Source organism: Atribacteraceae bacterium (assembly GCA_035477455.1).
GTDB lineage: Bacteria > Atribacterota > Atribacteria > Atribacterales > Atribacteraceae > DATIKP01.
This window is the reverse complement of record DATIKP010000108.1, coordinates 1-20,240: the sequence shown is the minus strand read 5'-3', so window position 1 is coordinate 20,240 and position 20,240 is coordinate 1. Positions and strand designations below refer to the sequence as shown.

General features: G+C 52.5%; 22 protein-coding genes. All 22 read left to right on the top strand.

Annotated elements, in window-relative coordinates:
* The coding region (gene recN / locus VLH40_06695; GenBank protein HSV31692.1) for a DNA repair protein RecN at positions 1 to 1,769 on the top strand (1,769 nt) is incomplete at its 5' end.
* A 36-nt stretch (positions 1,770 to 1,805) separates the two neighbouring features.
* Positions 1,806 to 2,018, top strand: coding sequence for a 4Fe-4S dicluster domain-containing protein (locus tag VLH40_06690; protein HSV31691.1), 213 nt, complete (start codon positions 1,806 to 1,808; stop codon positions 2,016 to 2,018).
* Entirely contained in the window at positions 2,018 to 3,082 is a 1,065-nt protein-coding gene (locus VLH40_06685; GenBank protein HSV31690.1) for a 3-methyl-2-oxobutanoate dehydrogenase subunit VorB, read from the top strand. Before VLH40_06690 ends, VLH40_06685 begins: the two co-directional genes overlap by 1 nt.
* Complete coding sequence (locus VLH40_06680) at positions 3,079 to 3,834, top strand: thiamine pyrophosphate-dependent enzyme (protein ID HSV31689.1); 756 nt, start codon at positions 3,079 to 3,081, stop codon at positions 3,832 to 3,834. The genes VLH40_06685 and VLH40_06680 overlap by 4 nt, the downstream gene beginning before the upstream one ends.
* Positions 3,824 to 4,390: a 2-oxoacid:acceptor oxidoreductase family protein gene (locus VLH40_06675; GenBank protein ID HSV31688.1), complete on the top strand. Its 567-nt coding sequence runs from the start codon at positions 3,824 to 3,826 to the stop codon at positions 4,388 to 4,390. The genes VLH40_06680 and VLH40_06675 overlap by 11 nt, the downstream gene beginning before the upstream one ends.
* Positions 4,384 to 5,043: a CBS and ACT domain-containing protein gene (locus VLH40_06670; GenBank protein HSV31687.1), complete on the top strand. Its 660-nt coding sequence runs from the start codon at positions 4,384 to 4,386 to the stop codon at positions 5,041 to 5,043. Before VLH40_06675 ends, VLH40_06670 begins: the two co-directional genes overlap by 7 nt.
* 2 nt (positions 5,044 to 5,045) lie before the next feature.
* The gene (locus tag VLH40_06665) at positions 5,046 to 5,615 is read left to right on the top strand and encodes an NUDIX hydrolase (protein HSV31686.1); all 570 of its coding nucleotides are present in this window, start codon (positions 5,046 to 5,048) and stop codon (positions 5,613 to 5,615) included.
* Entirely contained in the window at positions 5,603 to 6,760 is a 1,158-nt protein-coding gene (locus tag VLH40_06660) for a phosphopentomutase (GenBank protein ID HSV31685.1), read from the top strand. Before VLH40_06665 ends, VLH40_06660 begins: the two co-directional genes overlap by 13 nt.
* Before the next feature lie 40 nt (positions 6,761 to 6,800).
* A complete protein-coding gene (locus VLH40_06655) occupies positions 6,801 to 9,392 on the top strand; it encodes a CBS domain-containing protein (protein HSV31684.1) in 2,592 nt (863 codons plus the stop codon).
* 1 nt (position 9,393) lies between these two features.
* The gene (gene trpS, locus VLH40_06650) at positions 9,394 to 10,404 is read left to right on the top strand and encodes a tryptophan--tRNA ligase (protein ID HSV31683.1); all 1,011 of its coding nucleotides are present in this window, start codon (positions 9,394 to 9,396) and stop codon (positions 10,402 to 10,404) included.
* A complete protein-coding gene (locus VLH40_06645) occupies positions 10,397 to 10,975 on the top strand; it encodes a hypothetical protein (GenBank protein ID HSV31682.1) in 579 nt (192 codons plus the stop codon). Before trpS ends, VLH40_06645 begins: the two co-directional genes overlap by 8 nt.
* Positions 10,944 to 11,507 (top strand): SMC-Scp complex subunit ScpB, encoded by a 564-nt coding sequence (gene scpB / locus VLH40_06640; protein HSV31681.1) that lies wholly within the window; start codon positions 10,944 to 10,946, stop codon positions 11,505 to 11,507. The genes VLH40_06645 and scpB overlap by 32 nt, the downstream gene beginning before the upstream one ends.
* The gene (locus VLH40_06635; GenBank protein HSV31680.1) at positions 11,500 to 12,261 is read left to right on the top strand and encodes a pseudouridine synthase; all 762 of its coding nucleotides are present in this window, start codon (positions 11,500 to 11,502) and stop codon (positions 12,259 to 12,261) included. The genes scpB and VLH40_06635 overlap by 8 nt, the downstream gene beginning before the upstream one ends.
* A complete protein-coding gene (locus tag VLH40_06630) occupies positions 12,254 to 12,775 on the top strand; it encodes a cob(I)yrinic acid a,c-diamide adenosyltransferase (GenBank protein ID HSV31679.1) in 522 nt (173 codons plus the stop codon). Before VLH40_06635 ends, VLH40_06630 begins: the two co-directional genes overlap by 8 nt.
* A 40-nt stretch (positions 12,776 to 12,815) precedes the next feature.
* A complete protein-coding gene (gene aroH, locus VLH40_06625; protein HSV31678.1) occupies positions 12,816 to 13,187 on the top strand; it encodes a chorismate mutase in 372 nt (123 codons plus the stop codon).
* Positions 13,184 to 14,512 carry a 3-phosphoshikimate 1-carboxyvinyltransferase gene (gene aroA / locus VLH40_06620; protein ID HSV31677.1) on the top strand — a complete coding sequence of 443 codons (1,329 nt, stop codon included), beginning with the start codon at positions 13,184 to 13,186 and terminating at the stop codon, positions 14,510 to 14,512. The genes aroH and aroA overlap by 4 nt, the downstream gene beginning before the upstream one ends.
* Positions 14,509 to 15,177: a (d)CMP kinase gene (gene cmk, locus VLH40_06615; GenBank protein ID HSV31676.1), complete on the top strand. Its 669-nt coding sequence runs from the start codon at positions 14,509 to 14,511 to the stop codon at positions 15,175 to 15,177. The genes aroA and cmk overlap by 4 nt, the downstream gene beginning before the upstream one ends.
* Entirely contained in the window at positions 15,177 to 16,055 is an 879-nt protein-coding gene (gene ispH, locus VLH40_06610) for a 4-hydroxy-3-methylbut-2-enyl diphosphate reductase (GenBank protein ID HSV31675.1), read from the top strand. Before cmk ends, ispH begins: the two co-directional genes overlap by 1 nt.
* 92 nt (positions 16,056 to 16,147) lie before the next feature.
* A complete protein-coding gene (der, locus tag VLH40_06605) occupies positions 16,148 to 17,488 on the top strand; it encodes a ribosome biogenesis GTPase Der (protein ID HSV31674.1) in 1,341 nt (446 codons plus the stop codon).
* Positions 17,469 to 18,428, top strand: a complete 960-nt coding sequence (locus tag VLH40_06600; GenBank protein HSV31673.1) for a tyrosine-type recombinase/integrase — start codon at positions 17,469 to 17,471, stop codon at positions 18,426 to 18,428. Before der ends, VLH40_06600 begins: the two co-directional genes overlap by 20 nt.
* Positions 18,398 to 18,931 carry an ATP-dependent protease subunit HslV gene (gene hslV, locus VLH40_06595; GenBank protein HSV31672.1) on the top strand — a complete coding sequence of 178 codons (534 nt, stop codon included), beginning with the start codon at positions 18,398 to 18,400 and terminating at the stop codon, positions 18,929 to 18,931. The genes VLH40_06600 and hslV overlap by 31 nt, the downstream gene beginning before the upstream one ends.
* 80 nt (positions 18,932 to 19,011) lie before the next feature.
* A partial coding sequence (gene hslU, locus VLH40_06590) for an ATP-dependent protease ATPase subunit HslU (protein HSV31671.1) occupies positions 19,012 to 20,240 on the top strand: 1,229 nt, incomplete at its 3' end.

The window sequence follows — 20,240 nt, the reverse complement described above, 5'->3', positions numbered from 1 at the left end:
CTGTCCTGGGGAATGGATATACGAAAACGTATCGAATCCTGATGCTGAAAGAACTGTCCATCAAAAATTTTGTTCTGGTCGACTTTCAGGAGCTTCATTTTGAGCGCGGTTTGAACGTCATCACCGGTGAAACCGGCACGGGGAAGTCTTTGATTATCGATGCCCTTCTCCTGCTTTTAGGAACCCGGGCCCGGGAAGAAGCCGTCAGGAAAAACCAGCAAAGCGCCCTGATCGAAGCGGCGTTTGGATATGATCCGTCATCTCCGGTGGAACAGTGGCTTCTCTCCCAGGATCTCCTGGGAGAATTGAGCCGGGAAGTCGTTCTTTCCCGGGAAATCAGCCAGGAAGGAAAAACCCGATCCCGGATCAATGGTCGCACTGTCACATTGGGGGATCTACGGACCCTCGGTGGCCTGCTCGTGGATATTTACGGGCAGGGCGAAGATGAAAATTTCTTTCTCCCATCCCGGCAGTTGGCGCTTCTAGACACCTTTCTTGATCAGGGGGGAAGAGCGGCGAGAAACGAATACCAGAACTTCCACCGGAAACTCACGACCCTTCAGAAAGAGCTTGAAGAGATGAATAAAGCCTATGACGGGAACATTGACGATGTCCGGTTTGCCCTGCAGGAAATGAGCGATCTCGGGCTCTCCCCCGATACCCTGCTGGAACTTGACGAGGCATTCCAATTGGCTGCCGACGCCCAGGGTTACCGGGAAACTCTGGATATCTTCCTTGCCCTCTGCCAAGGAGGGGAGGAGGGAGGAGGAATACTCCATGCTCTTGCTCGAGCCAGGCAGGCCCTGGAAACCGCTCCCGGCCCAGGACCTGAGGGAATTCTGACCCGCTTGAGCGGTTCATTGAAAACAATCGAAGTCGAATTACGGGAAGTTCTCTGCGAAGTGGGAAAGATACATGGGAAATTAGATCTCAACCCGGATGAATTCGCCCGGCTGGAAAAACAGGTTGCCGAAACAGAGCGAATCAAACGCAAACACCGGATCCGCACTACGGGAGAACTGATCGAATTCCAAGGGAACCTTAAACTCGTTTTATCTCAAGCAGAGGGACTCGAACGTCAGAAAAGGGATATTGCACAGGAGTGTCGTTCATATGTGCGTCGTCTTCTTGATGCTGGAACGCGGTTATCGGAGGCTAGACGGCAGGCCGCTTCCCAGATGAAAGCAGTGCTCGAGGATGAACTCCGTCAGCTCGCCTTTAATCGAGTGGAATTTGAGATTCGCTTTACCGATCACGGAAAAGAAGAGAGCAATTTCAAACCTGATGGTCTTGACGAGGTCGAGTTCGCAGTTTCCCTGAATCCCGGAGAAAAGCCCGGACCGGTTCGCCTGGTGGCTTCAGGTGGGGAAATCTCCCGGATTATCCTGGGTTTGAAGTCGATAACCTTGGAAAAATCGGGGGTCGGGACCATGGTTTTTGATGAAATCGACCAGGGCATTGGGGGCCAAACCGCCTTTTGGGTCGGTGAAAAACTAAAACGGTTATCGGCCGGACACCAGGTTCTCTGTATTACTCATCTTCCTCAAATTGCCTGTTACGCGGAAAATCATATTCGGGTGGATAAACGCTTTGACCGGGAAAAAACCTGGGCAGAGATCACCCCCTTGCATAGCCGGGAGGAACGTATCCAGGAGTTGACCCGCATGATGGGGGGTCAAAAGCGGGAAACCTCTGCCCTCCAATACGCCGAAACACTGCTGAACCGGGCCGAACGTACCGGAAATAAGTCAGAGTGGGGGATGTTGTAGAGCTTCTACCATGTATTTACAGAGGAGACTCATGCTTTGAATATCGTCATCATAAGCCGGGAATTTTGTAAGGGATGTGGATTGTGTACCAGAATCTGCCCCCCGCGGGTCCTGGTAATGTCCGACAGCTTCAACGCCCGTGGGTACTATCCGGCGGAAGTGGCTAACCCAAAAGCCTGTATTGGCTGCGGGTTTTGTGCCCAACTGTGTCCTGATGTCGCCATCGCGGTCTACCGGGAGGATGACTGATGAAAAAAATACTTATGAAAGGGAATGACGCCATCGCCGAAGCCGCGGTGCGAGCGGGATGCCTGTTCTACTTTGGTTACCCCATCACCCCTCAGACAGAAATCAGTGAATATCTTTCCTGGCGTCTCCCGGAGGTGGGAGGGGTATTCCTGCAGGCGGAAAGCGAAATCGCAGCAGTATACATGGCTTACGGTGCTTCCGCCACGGGAAAGCGGGTCATGACTTCGTCGTCCGGACCAGGTATGAGCCTCAAGCAGGAAGGTATTTCCTATCTTGCCTGTGCCGAGCTTCCCTGTGTCATCGTGAATATCAGCCGAGGTGGTCCGGGACTGGGTAACATCCAACCTTCCCAAGGTGACTACTTTCAGGCGGTAAAAGGCGGTGGGCATGGAGATTACCGGGTGATCGTTCTGGCGCCGTCCTCGGTCCAGGAGATGGTGGACCTAAACTATCTGGCCTTTCACCTGGCTGATCTCTACCGGAATCCGGTGTTGATTCTGAGCGATGGGATGCTGGGCCAGATGATGGAGCCGGTTGTTTTTTGGGAATATGACTTTCCCGAACTCCCACCCAAAGACTGGGCGATTCAGGGAAAAAACGGTCGGGAACGGAAGATCATTCTTCCCCTGAACCTGGATCCGCGGGAAATGGAACAGGTCAACTTGCGACTAGCTAAAAAATACCGCCGGGTAGAGGAATATGAAATTCGTTTTGAATGTTTCGGTCAAGAAGAAGCGGATCTTTTATTGGTGGGGTACGGGACCTCGGCCCGGGTTTTGAAGTCAGTCGTCCGAAAAGGAGAAAAACAGGGTCTCCGTTTGCGCTTGCTGCGCCCGATCAGTCTGTATCCTTTTCCGAGTCGGGTGATCAAGGAGGAAGCCCAGCGGGCAGGCCGGGTCCTGGTCGTGGAAATGAACCTGGGCCAGATGGTCGAAGACGTTACTTTAGCTGTGGGAGATCGAGTGCCCATCCATTTTCACGGCCGGAGCGGCGGCTTGATCCCCACCGTAGATGAAATTCTCGAAAAGATTCGTTTTGTGCTGAAAAGCGAGGAATCCTCATGAAGACAATTTTCGAACGCCCGAAAACACTCTTGGAAAAACCTTTTACCTACTGTCCTGGCTGTCATCACGGTCTGGCCAACCGGTTGATCGCCGAGGTCATCGACGAACTGGGACAAGCCGACACCACCATCGGAGTTGGACCGGTGGGTTGTTCGGTCTATATTTATGAATTCATCGATATCGATTTCGTCATGGGACCACACGGCCGGGCCCCGGCCGTAGCTACAGGAATCAAGCGGTGCTTGCCCGACGTTCTGGTTTTTTCCTACCAGGGTGATGGGGATATCGCGGCTATTGGTACCGCCGAAATCGTCCATACCGCCGTCCGGGGGGAATGCATTACCGCTTTTTTCGTGAATAACGCTATTTTTGGAATGACCGGAGGGCAAATGGCGCCTACCACTCTAACCGGCCAACAGACCACCACGACTCCAGCCGGAAGGGACCCACTTCGTACCGGGCATCCTCTCCGGCTCGGTGAAATGCTCGGACAACTGGAGGGAAGTAGTTACCTTGCCCGGGTCGCCCTGACTAAACCCAATCTTATCAAACAGGCTAAAGAAGCCGTTCGGCGCGCTTTTCTCACTCAGCAAGAGAAGAGAGGATTTTCGATGGTGGAGTTTCTTTCTCCCTGTCCCACCAACTGGAAAATGACCCCGACTGATGCGGTGGACTGGGTGGACAAAGAAATGAAAAATGTTTTTCCGCTGGGTGTAATCAAGGACTGGAAAGAGGGAGTCCATGTACACTGAGACGCTGATCGGCGGCTTTGGTGGTCAGGGAATCCTGTTTATGGGCCGTATATTGGCGACTGCCGGAATGTTTGAAGGATTTGAGGTGAGTTGGTATCCTTCTTACGGACCGGAAATGCGTGGTGGAACGGCAACCTGTACGGTCATCGTCTCTTCGGAGACAATCGGAGCGACCCAGTCCGAACATCCTGACGTTTGCATTGCCATGAACGAACCATCCCTCAGGCGCTACGCGCCCGGCGTTAGGGAAAAGGGGCTTCTGGCGGTCAATTCATCGCTCGTTCACCACGCGGTTTCCTATCCGGATATCAATGTGCTCATGGTCCCGGCGAACGAGCTGGTAGCGCGACTTCCCGACCCCCGGACTCTGAATATGGTCATGCTCGGTGCGGTCCTGGCATATCATCCGGTGGTCCATTTCGAGACCTTACAAGCGGCGATCCGGGATGTGTTGGCCGGAAAGCCGGATGACCTTGTCAATATGAACCTCCGGGCTATCGAGGCGGGTAAAGAATTTATTATCCAGGAAAAAAACAGAGGGGGAGCCCAGTGTTAGTCCGAGATCGAATGAGCAAGACCGTGGTCCTCGTCAACAGCAAAACCACGATTCTGGAAGCGGAAAAACTGATGAAAGAAAAAGGCATTCGACGACTGCCGGTGGTGGATGGAGGAAAAATTGTGGGAATCGTCACCTACAACGATCTTCTCGAGGCCGAACCATCCAAGGCCATCTCGCTGAGCCGTTTTGAAATTACCTACCTACTCTCCAAAATGACCGTTGCCGAGATCATGAAGAAACGAGTCATCACCATTAAACCGGACACACCAATTGAAGAGGCCGCTTTGATCATGAAAAAAAATAATGTCGGCGGCATGCCGGTGGTCCAGGAAAGCCAGGTCATCGGGGTGATCACTGAATCCGATATTTTCGGGGTCCTGGTGGAAACACTGGGCGTGGAGGAGGGAGGAACGAGAATCACCCTGGAACTACCAATGAAAGCCGGTGTCCTCTATGAAGTGACCTCTGTGATCAAGAACCACCAGGTGAATATCCTAAGCCTGGCCACCTTTCACAATCCGGAAAGGGCAAACTACCGCTATATAGTTATCCGGGTAGATTCTTCCAACCCGGATGCCCTGCTTGACGACCTAACGGCAAAAGGCTTTCCCATCAAACATGTTTGGATTACGCCAAAGGAGCAGGGTTAGCGATGATTATTTTCAACCGGGAGCGAGAAGGCGCCGAACCGCTTATCCCTGAATTGGTAAAAAGCGAAACGGTGTTTCGAGCGAAGATATTCGATATTGTTCGGAATCAGTATGAAGACCGTTTTGAGCGTATATTTGTCCACCATCCCGGAGCAGTTGCGGTGGTCGCCAGCACCACACAAAACAGACTCCTCCTTATTCGACAGTTCCGGGCGCCGGCGGCTCGCTGGTTATGGGAAATTCCGGCTGGCACTCTGGAGGCTGGAGAGGGCCCGGCGGAATGCGCCCGCCGGGAACTTGAAGAAGAAACCGGGTTTGTTTCGCAACAGTGGGAATTTCTTCTCCCGGTATTTCTCGCGCCTGGGTATAGCTCGGAAATCATCCACCTGTATCGAGCCCGGAACGCCTGGCCACATCCTGAATCCCGGCAGGGGGACGAGGATGAGGAGATCTACCTCCATGAAATCACCCGGCTGGAAGCCCGCCGATTGCTCGCTTCAGGTTCGATCGCCGATGCCAAGACGATTATCGGTTTACAACAATGGCTGAGTGAACCGGAATGCGGATTCTGATCGCTCTCCTAGATGGGGTAGGAATGGGCGAACTTCCCGATGCCGCCTACTATAACGACCGAGGCAGCCATACCCTGCGAAATACGGCTCGAGCCGTCGGAGGCTTGCACCTGCCGGTCCTCGCCTCACTGGGTCTGGGACTGATCGATGAAATCCCCGGTGTTCCACAACCCGTTTCTTCGCAGGCTTCCTATGGAAAGATGCTGGAACAATCACCGGGGAAAGACACGACAACCGGACACTGGGAAATAGCTGGACTGATCCTTGACCAACCATTTCCACTGTATCCGGAAGGATTTCCCAATCGGATCATCGATGCGGTGCAAAAGTATTTCGGCAAACCGGTGTTGGGAAATGTGCCTGCCTCTGGAACCGACATCATCGCCCGACTGGGAAATGAACACCTCCGGACCGGCGCTCCCATTGTGTATACCTCGGCAGACAGCGTTTTCCAGGTTGCCGCTCATGTTGCGGTCATCCCCCCGGAAGAACTTTACCGTTTCTGCGAATATGCCCGCCGCATCCTCACCGGGAAAGACGCGGTCGCCAGGGTCATTGCCCGACCTTTTGAAGGCAACGCAGGAAACTATGTCCGAACGGGAGGGCGACGCGATTATTCTCTCCCGCCCCCTGCCCGAACTTTGTTGGACGTGCTTGTTGCGGAAGGGAAGATAACCATCGGCGTGGGTAAGATCAAGGATATATTTGCCAACCGGGGGGTTACCCGTTCCTATAAGACCTCGGGGAACCGGGAAACGTTCGCCGTATTTCGTGAACTGGCCAATAGCGGGGAGGGTGACTTGGTGTGGGCTAATTTCAACGATTTTGACAGTCTGTACGGCCACCGCAATGACCCCCGGGGGTTTGCGAAAGCCATCGAGGAATGGGACCGGGAACTGGCCGAGCTTCTTGAGATACTCACCGGTAACGATGTGCTCCTGATCACCAGCGACCATGGCTGCGACCCGACCTTCCCCGGGACAGATCACACCCGGGAATACGCCCCTCTCCTGATGTATGCTCCGACCCTTTCTCCCAGCCATTCTCTTGGAGTCCGAAAAACCTTTGCCGATATTGCTGCAACGGCCAGCTGCGTTTTGAACGTTTCCTGGGCAGGTCCCGGGACGGCCTTCTTTCCCGCGTGAAAAAGCCTGTGAACCTGAAGACTTTTTTTAGGAGACCGGTATGGACATAGTGGTCAGCCACGAAGGAAGCGATTTCGACTCTCTTTCGTCCATGTATGCCGTGACTCGGCTGTACCCCGGGACTGTTATGGTGCTGGGAGGCGCCGTCAATCGCAATGTCAGACACTTCCTGACCCTATACGGGCATTTTTTTCCCTATAGCCTGGAAAAAGACTTGGACTGGACAGCGGTCAAGCGGGTCTTTGTTACTGATACATCGCTTCCCGATCGGATCGGAAGAGCAGGTCAGGCCATCCGGCAGGGATCGATAACCTATGTGGTGTATGATCATCATCCCCTTTCCGAAGAAAGCCTGGCTGGGGATACGGTTCATATCGAACCTCTGGGCGCCTGCACAACGCTTTTAGTGAAAAGGATACGGGAAAAGAACCTGCCTCTGGCCCCTCTCGAAGCGACTCTGTTTACGCTCGGGATTTATGAAGACACCGGGTCCTTTACTTTTCCAACCACCACCTCGGATGATTTGGACGCGGTCTCCTATCTGATCCAGCGAGGGGCACAGGTGGGGTACGTCCCCCGTTTCACCGGTTTGCAACTGACCACTGAACAGAGGGAAATCCTGAAACGGATGATTGACTCCCTCGTAGTTGAAAATATCAACGGAATACCCGTTCATTTTACCTCGGTGACCAGCCATGAATACATCGATGGGGTTTCTTTCCTGGTTCACAAATTGATGGATCTTGAAGAGATCGAAGTACTTTTTGCCGTATTCACCCTCGAAGAGAAAGTCTATATCATTTCCCGCAGCCGCCTGGAAGACGTCGACCTCCGGAAAATATTGGAAAAAATGAACGGAGGAGGTCATCGCGGCGCGGCTTCGACCGCCTTGAAAAATATCACCCCGGAAGAGGCGATCAGGAAACTCCGAAATATTCTGCGGGAATCACTGTCCTTCCTGAGGGCCTATGAAATCATGTCTTACCCGGTCAAGACCATTCATGTGGAGAGTTCGATTCGCGAAGCTTCCCTGATCATGATCAGATTCGGTTATTCCGGTCTCCCGGTAGTCAACGAAATGGGGTCCGTGGTAGGTTTAATTGCCCGCCGTGATGTCGAAAAAGCGATACATCACGGACTACAGAACGCACCGGTGAAGAGCTTCATGGCTCCCCAGGTCATCACCGTGACTCCCGATTCGTCCATATTCCAGGTCCGTAACCTGATGGTGGAAAAGGATATCGGCCGGATTCCGGTGGTCAAAGAGGGGAGACTGATGGGAATCATCACCCGAAGCGATCTCCTGCGGACCTTTCACCAGCAGGAGAATTTTCTTAGCCCCCGACTCACCCGCCTGAATATCTCCCAGAAACTCTTTTTCCAGTTTTCCGAGGCGGATCTGAGCTTCTTGAATAAACTTGGAGACCTCGCCCGGAAAATGGGGTACCAGGCCTACCTGGTGGGCGGAGTGGTGCGAGACTGTATCCTTGGTATTCCGAATGAAGACTTGGATATCGTTATTGAAGGGAACGCCATCGAGTTTGTGAAAAAGGTCACTGAGTTGTTCCCGGGGAAGACGGTATCGTACCCCCCCTTTGGCACCGCCATCCTGATCATGGCCAACCAGCGACGTATCGATTTTGCGACCGCCCGTCAGGAATACTATCCACAAGCCGGTTCCGCTCCGGAAGTAGAATACGCAAGTCTGAGACGGGATCTCTTCCGCCGGGATTTTACGATCAACGCCCTGGCCGCCAGCCTAAGCCCGGATAATTGGGGGGACCTGTTCGACTTTTTCGGTGGGATCCGCGATTTGGAAAACCACTCCTTGCGCATACTGCACCCCCTGAGCCTGGTGGAGGATCCTGCCCGCATCATCAGGGCAGTCCGGTTTGAGCAAAAATACGATTTCGCCATCGAACCGTTTACGATGAGTCTTCTGAAGCAAGCAGTTCGGGAAGAACAACTCAACTCTCTCAAACCGGATCGACTTAAGGAGGAAATACAACTCATTCTCCGCCTGCCGGGATACCACCGCTACCTACGCCGATTGTACCAACTGGACACCTTTCCCTGCATTTTTCCGGGGTGTACCTGGAAAGCTGAATATACCAGAATCTTTGAAGACTTGAAAAAAGGGATTGACCAATTCCCGCCGCCCGTTCCCCTTGACCTTTTTCTCCTGAAGCTGAGCCCCCTGCTTGAAAACATGAGCCTCTATCACCTGGACAACTTCGTCAAAAAACTTTCCCTGTCCCACCGGCAAGCTCAGGCGATCAACAGCTATTTCGGTGACCGGGATCGGTTGCGTAGAACGCTGTCCCGTCCGATCATGCGTCCTTCTGCCGCCTTCCGGATCTTGCAGCGGATCCCCCTTGAATTCCTGTATCTCAACCTGGCCATTTATTCGGACAACCAGCTAGCTTACCAAACCCTTGAACGCTATTTAACCGAATGGTTTTCCACGAAACCGGTTTTGACCGGAAATGACCTAAAGGAAATGGGCCTTCGTGAAGGACCGATTTATGCTACAATTTTGGAGGAACTCCGTCTGGCCATGATTGACGGGATGGTATTCAATCGAGCGGAGGAACGGCAATTCGTCAAAAACATCGTAGAAGGGATGAGGTAGTGTGAATACCCGGAAACGTATATTCAGCGGAATGCGACCTACAGGCAAGATGCATATTGGACATTATTTTGGCGCACTCAGGAATTGGATCCGCTTACAGGAGGAATATGACTGTATTTTCGGGGTGGTCGATTGGCATGCCTTGACCACTTCCTTCGAACAGACCGAAGATCTGGAAAAGAACATCCTGGACATGGTCAAGGACTGGCTGAGCGTGGGGATAAATCCCGAACGATCGTTGATGATGATTCAGTCTCTGGTGAGAGAGCACGCCGAACTCCACCTTCTTTTTTCCATGATTACCCCGGTAGGATGGTTGGATCGGAATCCGGTTCTCAAACAACAGCTTCAGGACATGGGTCTCAAGGAAGCGGTTGGCTACGGGCATCTCGGGTACCCGGTCCTGATGGCTGCAGATATTTTAATCTATCGTGCAGTGGGGGTTCCGGTTGGCGAAGATCAGGTTCCGCACATCGAGATGACCCGGGAAATCGCCCGTCGTTTCAACCACCTCTATCACACCGCTGTTTTTCCGGAGCCGGACGAACTTTTGACTGAAACCCCGCGTATCCTGGGGATAGATGGGAAAAAAATGAGTAAAAGCGTCAACAACACCATAGGTCTATCGGAAGATAGGAACGACATCAAGAAAAAGGTGGCTTCGATGTTTACGGATCCGGATAAAATCCGCAGGAACGATCCCGGGCATCCTGAGCGCTGTAACGTGTTCTCTCTACAAGGGTTGATCGCGAACCCGCGGGTCTCGGAAATCGAAATGGACTGCCGGAGTGGAGCGTTGGGTTGTGTAGATTGCAAAAAGGAACTGTCCGGTCTTCTGGTGGATTTTTTAGATGCCATCACTCCATACCGGACCGAATACCAGGCAAAAGATAGCCTGGTCAGAGAACTACTCGTTGAAGGAAGCCGCAAGGCGCGCGAAATGGCCAGAGAAACCATGTCCATAGTCCGCCGCGCCGTTCGCATCGACTATGGTCTGCCCCGGCATGAGTGAATCCCATCATCTTGCCGATACGGAAAGTCTTCGGGAACGCATCGATCAATTGGAATCTCTCATCACGCAGATCGAAACGGAGTTGAACGAAACCCTGGGTGTTCATGGGGAGGAGGAATCGTCCGAGGAAGCAGAGACCGCTGGCGATTTCCTATCTCGCTTTGCCGATGTTCTGGCCTCGATCCAGGAACAGGAGCGCTATGTGGTCAAAGCGCCGCCCGAACGGTGGAAATCTATCCAGATGAAGGACGTAATTGACCTCGGACGGGTCAACCTCGAAGAGCTTTTAGGCCTCTATCGGACCTATCTGACCAAGGAAAAGACCGGGGTTGATATTAAAATCGACGATGAATTCAAAGACCTCATCGAACAACGCCAGGTTTTTCTGGAGGGATTTTTTTGTCGGGCACCCCAACACTGGCATTCAATCGGAGTGCTTCTGCAGAACACCAAAGATCGCAAGGCCGACATTGCGACTTTTTTAGTTCTTCTCGACATGGTTTTCCGGAAAATCCTAATTATGAGAGATGATCAGGGGATTGTCTCGTTTCGAAAGAATGACCTCGGCTAATAAAACGCCGGGTTTGATCGAAGCCTATCTTTTTGCTTCACCGCACCCGGTGAGCATCCGAGAAATGAGCGAATTGACCGGGGAAAGTGAAGAGAGCCTCCGGAGGGTACTTGAAGAGCTGACCAAACGGTACAGCAGTGAAGAGGGCTCCCTGGTGATCCGCCAGGTGGCGGATACCTGGCAAATGATGGTATTGCCGGAATATGGTCAGGCGATCAAGGAGTTTGCCAAAATTATCGTCAAGAAGGGACTTTCGCGGGCGGCACTTGAAACCTTGGCCCTGATATCCCTGTTTCAGCCGATTACCAAAGCCGCTATCGATCTGCAGCGGGGCGCTGATTCGGCTGGATCGCTCAAGACGCTGCTCGAAAGAGGCTTGGTACATATCGATGGATATGCCGACAAACCGGGTAAGCCATACCTCTACCGGGTAACCCGGAAGTTTTATCAGACTTTTGGCATCGATGGTCCGGAAGGCTTGGAGCGACTGCAAAGGATCATCATGGTTCCGGGGGAAGAGCCGGTTGAATGAAGCCCCGCCAGAGAGTGGCGGAGAACGACTTAACAAGTTTTTGGCTCGTTTGGGAGTCGCTTCCCGCCGGGGGTGTGAAGAAATAATCCGGGCTGGACGGGTCGCGATTTCTGGTAAACCTGCCATTGATCCCGGCCGGCTCGTGCTAACGGGTGAATCGGTCACACTCGATGGAAAACCGCTAATACGGCAGGAGCGGACGGTATATATCAAGTTTTACAAACCCCGGGATGTCTTAACCACGGTAAGAGATCCTTTCGGCCGTAAAACAGTGATGTCTTTTTTTTCAGAAGTTCCCGACCGGATTTACCCGGTCGGCCGCCTGGACCAGGATAGTGAAGGGCTCCTCCTCCTGACCAATGACGGAGCTCTCACGTACCGGTTAACCCATCCCCGGTTCGAAATCCCCAAAAAATACCGGGTCTTTGTCTCGGGAACAATCGAATTGGAAGAATTGGATTTTTTGAAATCAGGTATTGAAAAAAATGGAACGACATATCGAATCGCCTCAGGGGAAATCAAGGGTTATACCCGGGACTGCTCAATTGTCGATTTAATCCTGTTTGAAGGGAAAAAGCACGAGATCCGCATCCTGTTTGATTCTCTCAAGCATCCCGTGCTAAGATTAATCCGGTTAGCAATGGGACCGTTCATCTTGGACCAGAACATTCTTCCTGGCCAATGGAAGTATTTTACTCAAGAAGAGCGGAAAAAGATTCAATCTCTAATGGAGGAAAATACCGGCTGTGGATAACCGGGGTCTTCTGGAAGTTTATTACGGAACCGGCAAAGGGAAAACCACCGCGGCGCTGGGCCTGAGCCTTCGGGCGGCCGGACAGGGCAAGCGGGTACTGATAATTCAGTTTTTCAAAAAACGTTTTACCGGTGAACTGGCCACCCTACAATGTATTCCCAGAGTCACCGTGTTCCAGTTCGGAACCGGAGAATTTATCTCCCGATGTGAACCGGGGAAGGACGATCGGAAAGAATTTCTGATTGGCTGGGAACTGGCAAAACGGGAGATGATCGCCGCCCGGTACAACCTGATTGTTCTCGATGAACTCACCTATGCCTTCCATTTCGGCATTCTGGACTGGAACGACTGTGCAGAAGTTCTCCGGAATCACCCGGAGACCGTCGAGGTAGTGGTGACCGGGAGAAGTGCTCCGGAGGAGCTTCTGGCTATGGCTGACCTGGTGACGGAAATGAGAATGGTCAAACACCCGGCTGGGAAGGGGATCGGTCCCCGGCAGGGGATCGATTTCTGATGACCGAGAACATGATAATACAGAAAGGAATAGAACGTTCATGATGCGGGGTATACGAGGCGCCATCTGTATTGACGAAGATACGCACGAACAAGTTCTAAAGGCCGCCCTTGATCTGTTCGAAAAAATTCTGGAACAGAACCAACTCATTCCCGAAGCGGTCGGGGCGGTTTTCATCACCGTGACACCGGATATTCGCTCCGCATTTCCGGCCGAGGGGATCCGCCGACAGGATGACTTCCGCTTGGTTCCCACCATGTGTGCCCAGGAAATTCCTGTCAGCGGTGCATTGGAAAAATGTTTGCGTATGCTCGTTTTGGCCGATCAACCTGGAAAAGGGCAAGATGATGTTCATCACATCTACCTGGGTCAGGCTCTGGCTTTGCGCCGGGACCTGGAGACAATGTCGTGAATACGACTACCGTCAGAAAATGGGATCGCCCCTTGCGGGGCGTGCTTTTTTGTCCTCGGGATAAATCCCTCAGTCATCGGGCGGCCATGCTTGGGGCCCTATGCTCGGGCCAGACCAATATTGAAGGGTTTTCTTTCTGTGAGGATTGCCGTTCCACCTTACGGTGTTTGAGGTCATTCGGTGCCGAAATCAAAGAAGAGCCGGTGACCCATCAAGTGGAAGTGCACTCGCCGGGTCACCGCCACTTGCAGGAACCGGATACTGTCCTTGATGTGGGAAATTCAGGGACCACCATTCGAATGCTGTCTGGAATCGCCTGTGGCATTGAAGGTCTGACCGTCCTGACCGGTGATGCGAGCATCCGCAAGCGGCCTATGAAACGAATCATCGATCCGCTGACCGCTACCGGAGCCCTTCTCGGGGGGAGAAATCACGACCGGTACCCACCGCTCTACGTACGGGGGAGGCGGCGTTTAAGGGCCATTTCCTACCAGATGGAGGTTGCCAGTGCCCAGGTAAAATCGGCCTTGCTCTTTGCTTCGCTCTTCGCCGACGACCGGTCGGTGATCGAGGAATTACTGCCCACCCGAAATCACACGGAAAACATGCTGCGCTACTTGGGGGTGTCCGTTGTGGAACAGGAAAAGCGACTTTACCTGACCCCTCCGGACAGGATGCCGGCTACCCGCTTTTCCCTCCCCGGAGACCCTTCTTCTGCAGCTTTTCCAGCGGCTCTGGCTTTGCTGATTCCCGAATCCTCGATTACCATACGGAACGTCGGTTTGAATCCTCTGCGTACCGGTTTTCTGGAATGCCTGCGGCTTATGGGAGCCGACCTGACTATCATTCCCCAAGGAGAGTGCTTCAGTGAGGGGTACGGCGATATCCAAATTCAACATGCCCCTTTGCAGGGTATCGCAATACCGAGGGAGATGATACCTTCTCTCGTCGATGAAATACCCATTCTGGCCGTTCTGGCGACCCAGGCCCAGGGGGTGACCAGCATTAGCGGGGCTGGAGAACTACGAGTCAAGGAATCGGACCGACTTCACGGCATCGCTCGAGGTTTACAGCTTATGGGAGCAGACATTACGGAAGAGGAGGATGGGTTGAGGATAACCGGTCCGGTCAAACTGCGGGGAGCCGCCGTCTCGTCAGGAAAAGATCATCGAATCGCCATGAGCTTGCTTGTGGCCGGTCTTGCTGCTGAGGGGGAAACCATAGTGCAGGAATCCGAATGTATCGGGGTGAGCTATCCGGAGTTTTTTCATGACCTCGCTCTTCTCGGTGTCCAGACCTTTCAACCCCACGGTGTGCAGTCGTGAAACGCTTGATCGCCATCGACGGTCCCGCCGGGTCGGGAAAAAGTACGATGGCCAGAAAATTAGCCAAAGCCTTACATTGCCTGTTTATCGATACCGGCGCGATGTACCGGGCGGTGACCTACTACCTGATCGTCAACGGAATTGATATCGATGACCGGAAAGCGCTTGGTCATGCCCTAGCCGCTATGAAACTCGAACTGATCACGGAAGATGGTCAAGTGAAAGTTTTACTCGCAGGAAAACCGGTTGAAGACCAGATCCGAAGCCAGCCGGTCGACGAGAAGGTATCCGACGTTGCCCGTCTTCCGGAAGTTCGCAATTATCTGAAGGAAAAACAACGATCTTTGGCGTTGTCACAGCCTTCGATCACGGAAGGACGGGACGTCGGGACCGTGATACTCCCCGAGGCTGATCTAAAAATTTATCTTACCGCTGCACCGGAAATCCGGGCGAAAAGACGGTGGTTGCAGAATCGAGAAAAAGGTTTGACGGTCAATCTGAGAGAAATCCAAAAAAATGTTCTTGCCAGGGACAATCTCGATACCAACCGGGAAGAAGCTCCTTTGCGATTGGCCGACGACGCACATGTCCTTGATACCACATCCCTTACTATCGAACAGGTTCTCACCCGACTTATCGCCTTGACCGAAGAGGAGATCGGGTGATGCAGGTCATTACCGCACACACCATCGGCTTTTGCCCGGGGGTGAAGCGAGCTTTTCAGCTCGCCGAAAAAGCCTTACAGTCCTCACGAGAACCAGTATTTCTCCTTGGAGACCTGGTTCATAACCGGAAAGCGGTTCAATCTCTGGTTGACCGGGGGGCGATAAAAATAGAAAAACCGGAAGAAGCCCGTGCCGGTTCTCTGGTGGTTTCACGATCACACGGTCTTGAAAAGGCCGCCGGACAAGCGATCGACCGACGTGGAGCGACGGTGATAGATACGACCTGTCCCCGGGTCAAAAAAATCCATTCCCTGGGGTGTCAATTAGAGAAGGATGGCTTTGCCCTTGTCGTTCTGGGAAACGCCGCTCATGCCGAAGTACGGGCGCTGGTTAGCCATCTTCAACGTCCTCCCTGGGTAATCGGTGAGAGCCCGCTGGACTGGGAAAAGCTGCCGCCGCTTATCGAACAGGCTCGGAAACCGGTGGCTGTGCTGGAACAAACGACCTTTCCCCAACCTGCTTTCCAAGCGTTCGTGAACTGGATTCAAGAGCGGGAATTATTCTTTCCGATCGAAATACACGATACTCTTTGTCCGGAAACAGGTCTCAGGCAAAAAGAACTCGCAGATCAGATCCGTACCGGAGGAATTACCGTGGTAGTTTTGCTGGGAGGGAAACACAGCTCCAATACCCGGGCCCTGGCATTGCTTGCCGAACACTCCGCTCTTCCTCTTTTGTGGGTCGAATCGGCGGAGGAAATCCAGCCGCAATGGTTTGGAAAGAACAATCGTATTTTTCTTACCAGCGGCGCGTCGACGCCGGATGTTCAGGTGCAGAAGACCTTCCGATATCTCCAGGATATCGCTGCCGGGAAATGAGTTTTCAAGCAATACCGGCTGAAATACGAAGCGATGACCTGGGGATTGTTTCTCGGGGAGAACTGGAAACACGATGAGGAGTGAACAAGCGAATGACTGAATCGTTACCTCTGGTGGTGATTGCCGGTCGGGCGAATGTCGGTAAATCGACTTTATTCAATCGACTATCCAGAAAAAGACTCTCAATTGTCGATGCCTCCCCCGGAGTAACCCGGGATATCCTGGAAAACCGGATAGCCATCAACGGTCAACCCACCCTTTTAGTCGATACCGGAGGGATCGAGTTTGCCAATCCCCACCTGAATCCCCTTCAAAAAACGGTTGAAGAGAAGGCTTGGAGCGTCCTGCGTAAAGCCGATCTCATTCTTTTTATAGTGGACGGCAACAAGGAAGTGACCAACATAGAGACCGATCTCTTGCTTCGCTTCCGAAAGGAAGGTCGGAAGGTAATCCTGGTGATCAATAAACGAGAGGGTCAGACTCACCAGCCCCCCCCTGAGGACATATATACCCTCGGATTGGATGACATCGTGCAGATTTCGGCTGCCCATGGAGACGGAATTCCGCTTTTGAAAGAACTCATTATCCGGCGAATCGAACGGGTCTCCGGGGTAATCGAGAAAACTGAAGAAAACCGGGTCCGACTGGCGATCCTCGGCAAACCGAACGTCGGTAAATCAACCCTTTTCAATGCTCTTTTAGGGGAAAGGCGTTCCCTGGTAAGCGATATTCCGGGGACGACCCGGGATGCGGTCGAAAGTTGGTTGGATCATAACTCGGGTACTTACATTTTGATAGATACCGCCGGTATCGCCCGCAAAGCCTCTCCCCGCGGAGACGTCTCCTTCTATGCGGCAATACGCGCCTGGAAAAACCTCAAAGATGCTCATGTCTGCCTGTTGGTTCTCGATTTGGAAAGCGGACTCACACGACAGGACAAACGGATCGCCCATGAAATTGCGGCAAGCCGGAAGGGATGTCTGGTCTTTCTCAACAAATACGATCTTCGGAAAGAACAGGATCCGACCGTATCTCCGCACTCTTTGATTCGGGATATCCAACAAGAAATGCCTTTTCTCGGATACGCGCTTTACCATTGCGGGAGCGCTCTCGATCCGGCTATTCCCAACCAGCTCCTTCCTGCGATAACCAATATTTCCGAAGGGTATTTTCGTAAAATACCGACCAGCGTGCTCAATCACTCAATCAAGAATATCATCAATGACGCCGATTGGCTTCTGCCCTCGCAAAAACATTTTCGGGTGTATTACGCCTACCAGGAATTCACGGCACCACCCCGTTTTATTTTTTTCACTAATTTCAACGGTACTGACGAGTTCAGGGATGCCCTGGCCCGAAAAATCAGCCGGTTGATCAGAAAAGAGACAAACTGGGAAGGAGTGCCCCTTACAATTGAAATTAAAAACCGATAAGGACTACATCGACTATTTTGTCGGTTATATAACCCTGGAAAAACACTATTCACCGTATACCCGAGAGAACTACCAACGTTCCCTGGAGCAGTTTTCTGAATATCTACAGGATACGGGACATGGTATAACTGGATTGCCTTCGGTAACTCAGGCTGAAGTGAAAGGGTTCCTTGCCTATCTCCAGTCCGTCCGAACCCTCAAGCGGATTTCCCAACTCAACCGACTGGCGGCTTTGAAGAGCTTTTATCGATTTCTGCGGCGACGGGGATTGATCGATCATTATCCCTGTGATGGTTTAGGGAGGCTGAAAGCGGAGAAGAAACTCCCAACATTTCTTTCCTTGCAGGAAATCGTTGTCTTCCTGGAGACCTTGAGAAAACAACAGGAGGAGAAAAGAGACAGATTGAGTGCCCGAAATCACGCTTTGTTTGAGTTGCTCTACGCATCGGGAATCCGGGTGGGCGAGGCAGCAAACCTTAGGCGTAAAGATATTGACTTCAAGCGGCAAACCCTGCGAGTGAACGGAAAGGGTGGAAAGGAACGGATCGTTCCCTTGAACGGGCACGCAGCAGCAGCTCTTCAGGAGTATTGGCATAAGACGCCGGACCCCGAACCTGAAGAAGCGGCTTTTCTCAACCGTTTCGGAAAACCGCTCACTCCAAGGGGAATCAGGAAGGTGCTCAACAAGTGCTGCCTAGAGCAGGGTCTGGAAAAACCGGTTTCCCCACATACCTTCCGGCATACTTTCGCTACTCATTTTCTATCCGGAGGAGCTGAACTCCGACTGGTTCAGGAGGCGCTCGGACATGCCAGTCTTTCCACGACTCAGATCTATACTCATATCAACTGGGAAAAAATGAAATCAGTCTATAATGATACCCATCCCCATTCGGGAAAGAAGGTGGACCTATGGTCAAGACGCGATCGACAACGGTCCTAGCCGTAATCAGAGATGGCCGGGGAACGATGGCCGGAGACGGTCAAGTCACCATGAACGAGGCAATCGTCAAACAGGGCGCACGAAAACTTCACCGTTTATACAACGATAAAATGCTGGCCGGGTTCGCCGGCGCGGGAGCGGATTGCCTCACGCTTCTGGAGCGCTTCGAGGAAAAGCTTAATATATATTCTGGAAATCTCGCTCGATCGGCGGTCGAACTGGCCAAAACCTGGCGAACAGACAAGGTGCTCCGCCACTTGGATGCCCTACTGATGGTCATGAATTCGTCACAAATTTTTCTTCTTTCCGGACGGGGAGACGTCATCGAACCTGATGAAGGGATCATCGCCATCGGGTCCGGTGGAAACTATGCATTGGCCGCGGCCCGTGCTTTGCTTCGTAACACCAGCCTGAGCTCTGAAGATATCGCCCGGCAGGCTATGCATATCGCTGCAGAAATTTGTGTGTACACGAATGACCGAATTGTTGTAGAAAGCGTCTGAAAAAAAGTTTATGGGTAGGCGACGTCACCTTATTTAGTCTGGGCTATAGCCTAATAGTTGTAATGATTCAGGAGGAGTGCATGGATAAGCTTGAGGAGGCTTTAACCCCCGAAGACGTGGTCGGGGAACTCGATAAGTACATTATCGGCCAGGAAGAAGCGAAAAAAAGCGTCGCTATCGCTTTTAGAAACAGAATACGCCGTCAATCGCTTCCGGAAGAGATCGCTGAGGAGATCACCCCGAAAAATATCATCATGATCGGGCCAACCGGGGTGGGAAAAACCGAGATCGCCAGACGGATTGCGAAGCTGGCTCGCGCCCCTTTTCTCAAGGTGGAAGCCACGAAATTTACCGAGGTTGGGTATGTAGGCAAGGATGTCGAGTCGATTGTCCGGGACATTACCGAACTGGCGGTTCGAATGGTCAAAAGTGAAATTACTCAAAAACAGGAAAAACGCGGTCGCGAAGCTGCTGAGGAGCGGATTCTCGATGTCCTGCTTGCCCGGGGAGGCACGTCGGAGGCGCCGGTTCAATCTGATTCCAGGGAGGAGGGCATGGATCATCGGGTCGATGTCGTCTGGACCCGGGATCAGGATTCTTTCAACAGGACCAGGGAAAAGTTCCGGGAACGATTGTTGAAGGGTGATTTGGACGATCGGATGGTCGAAGTCGAGGTTGAGGAAAGCACCGGTCCGATCGAAGTGATGACCGGAGGAGGAATGGAGAGTCTGGGCATCGATCTCAAGGACGTTTTCGGCAATATATTTCCTCCCCGGAAAAAAAGGAAAAAGGTTAAAATAAGGGATGCCCGGGAAATCCTCTTCAATCAGGAAATTCAAAAGATGATCGATATGGAGGAAATCACCCGGGAAGCCATCCGCCGGGTTGAAGAAACCGGAATTGTGTTCATCGATGAAATTGATAAGATCACCGCGGGAGGGAGCCGGGAAACCCATGGACCGGACGTTTCCCGGGGGGGCGTCCAACGCGATCTTCTCCCCATCGTGGAAGGATCAACCGTGCTTACCAAACATGGACCGGTCAAAACCAACCATGTCTTGTTTATCGCCGCCGGCGCCTTTTCACAGGCTAAACCTTCCGATCTCCTGCCCGAACTGCAAGGCCGCTTTCCAATCCGGGTTGAATTATCACCTCTTACCGAAGAGGATCTCTACCGGATCCTGATCGAGCCATACAATTCACTGGTTAAGCAGTATCAGGCTTTGCTGGCTACGGAAGGTGTCACCATTGAAATCCCGGAGGATGCCCTGCGGGAGATTTCCCGAATATCCTTTGGTTTGAACATAAA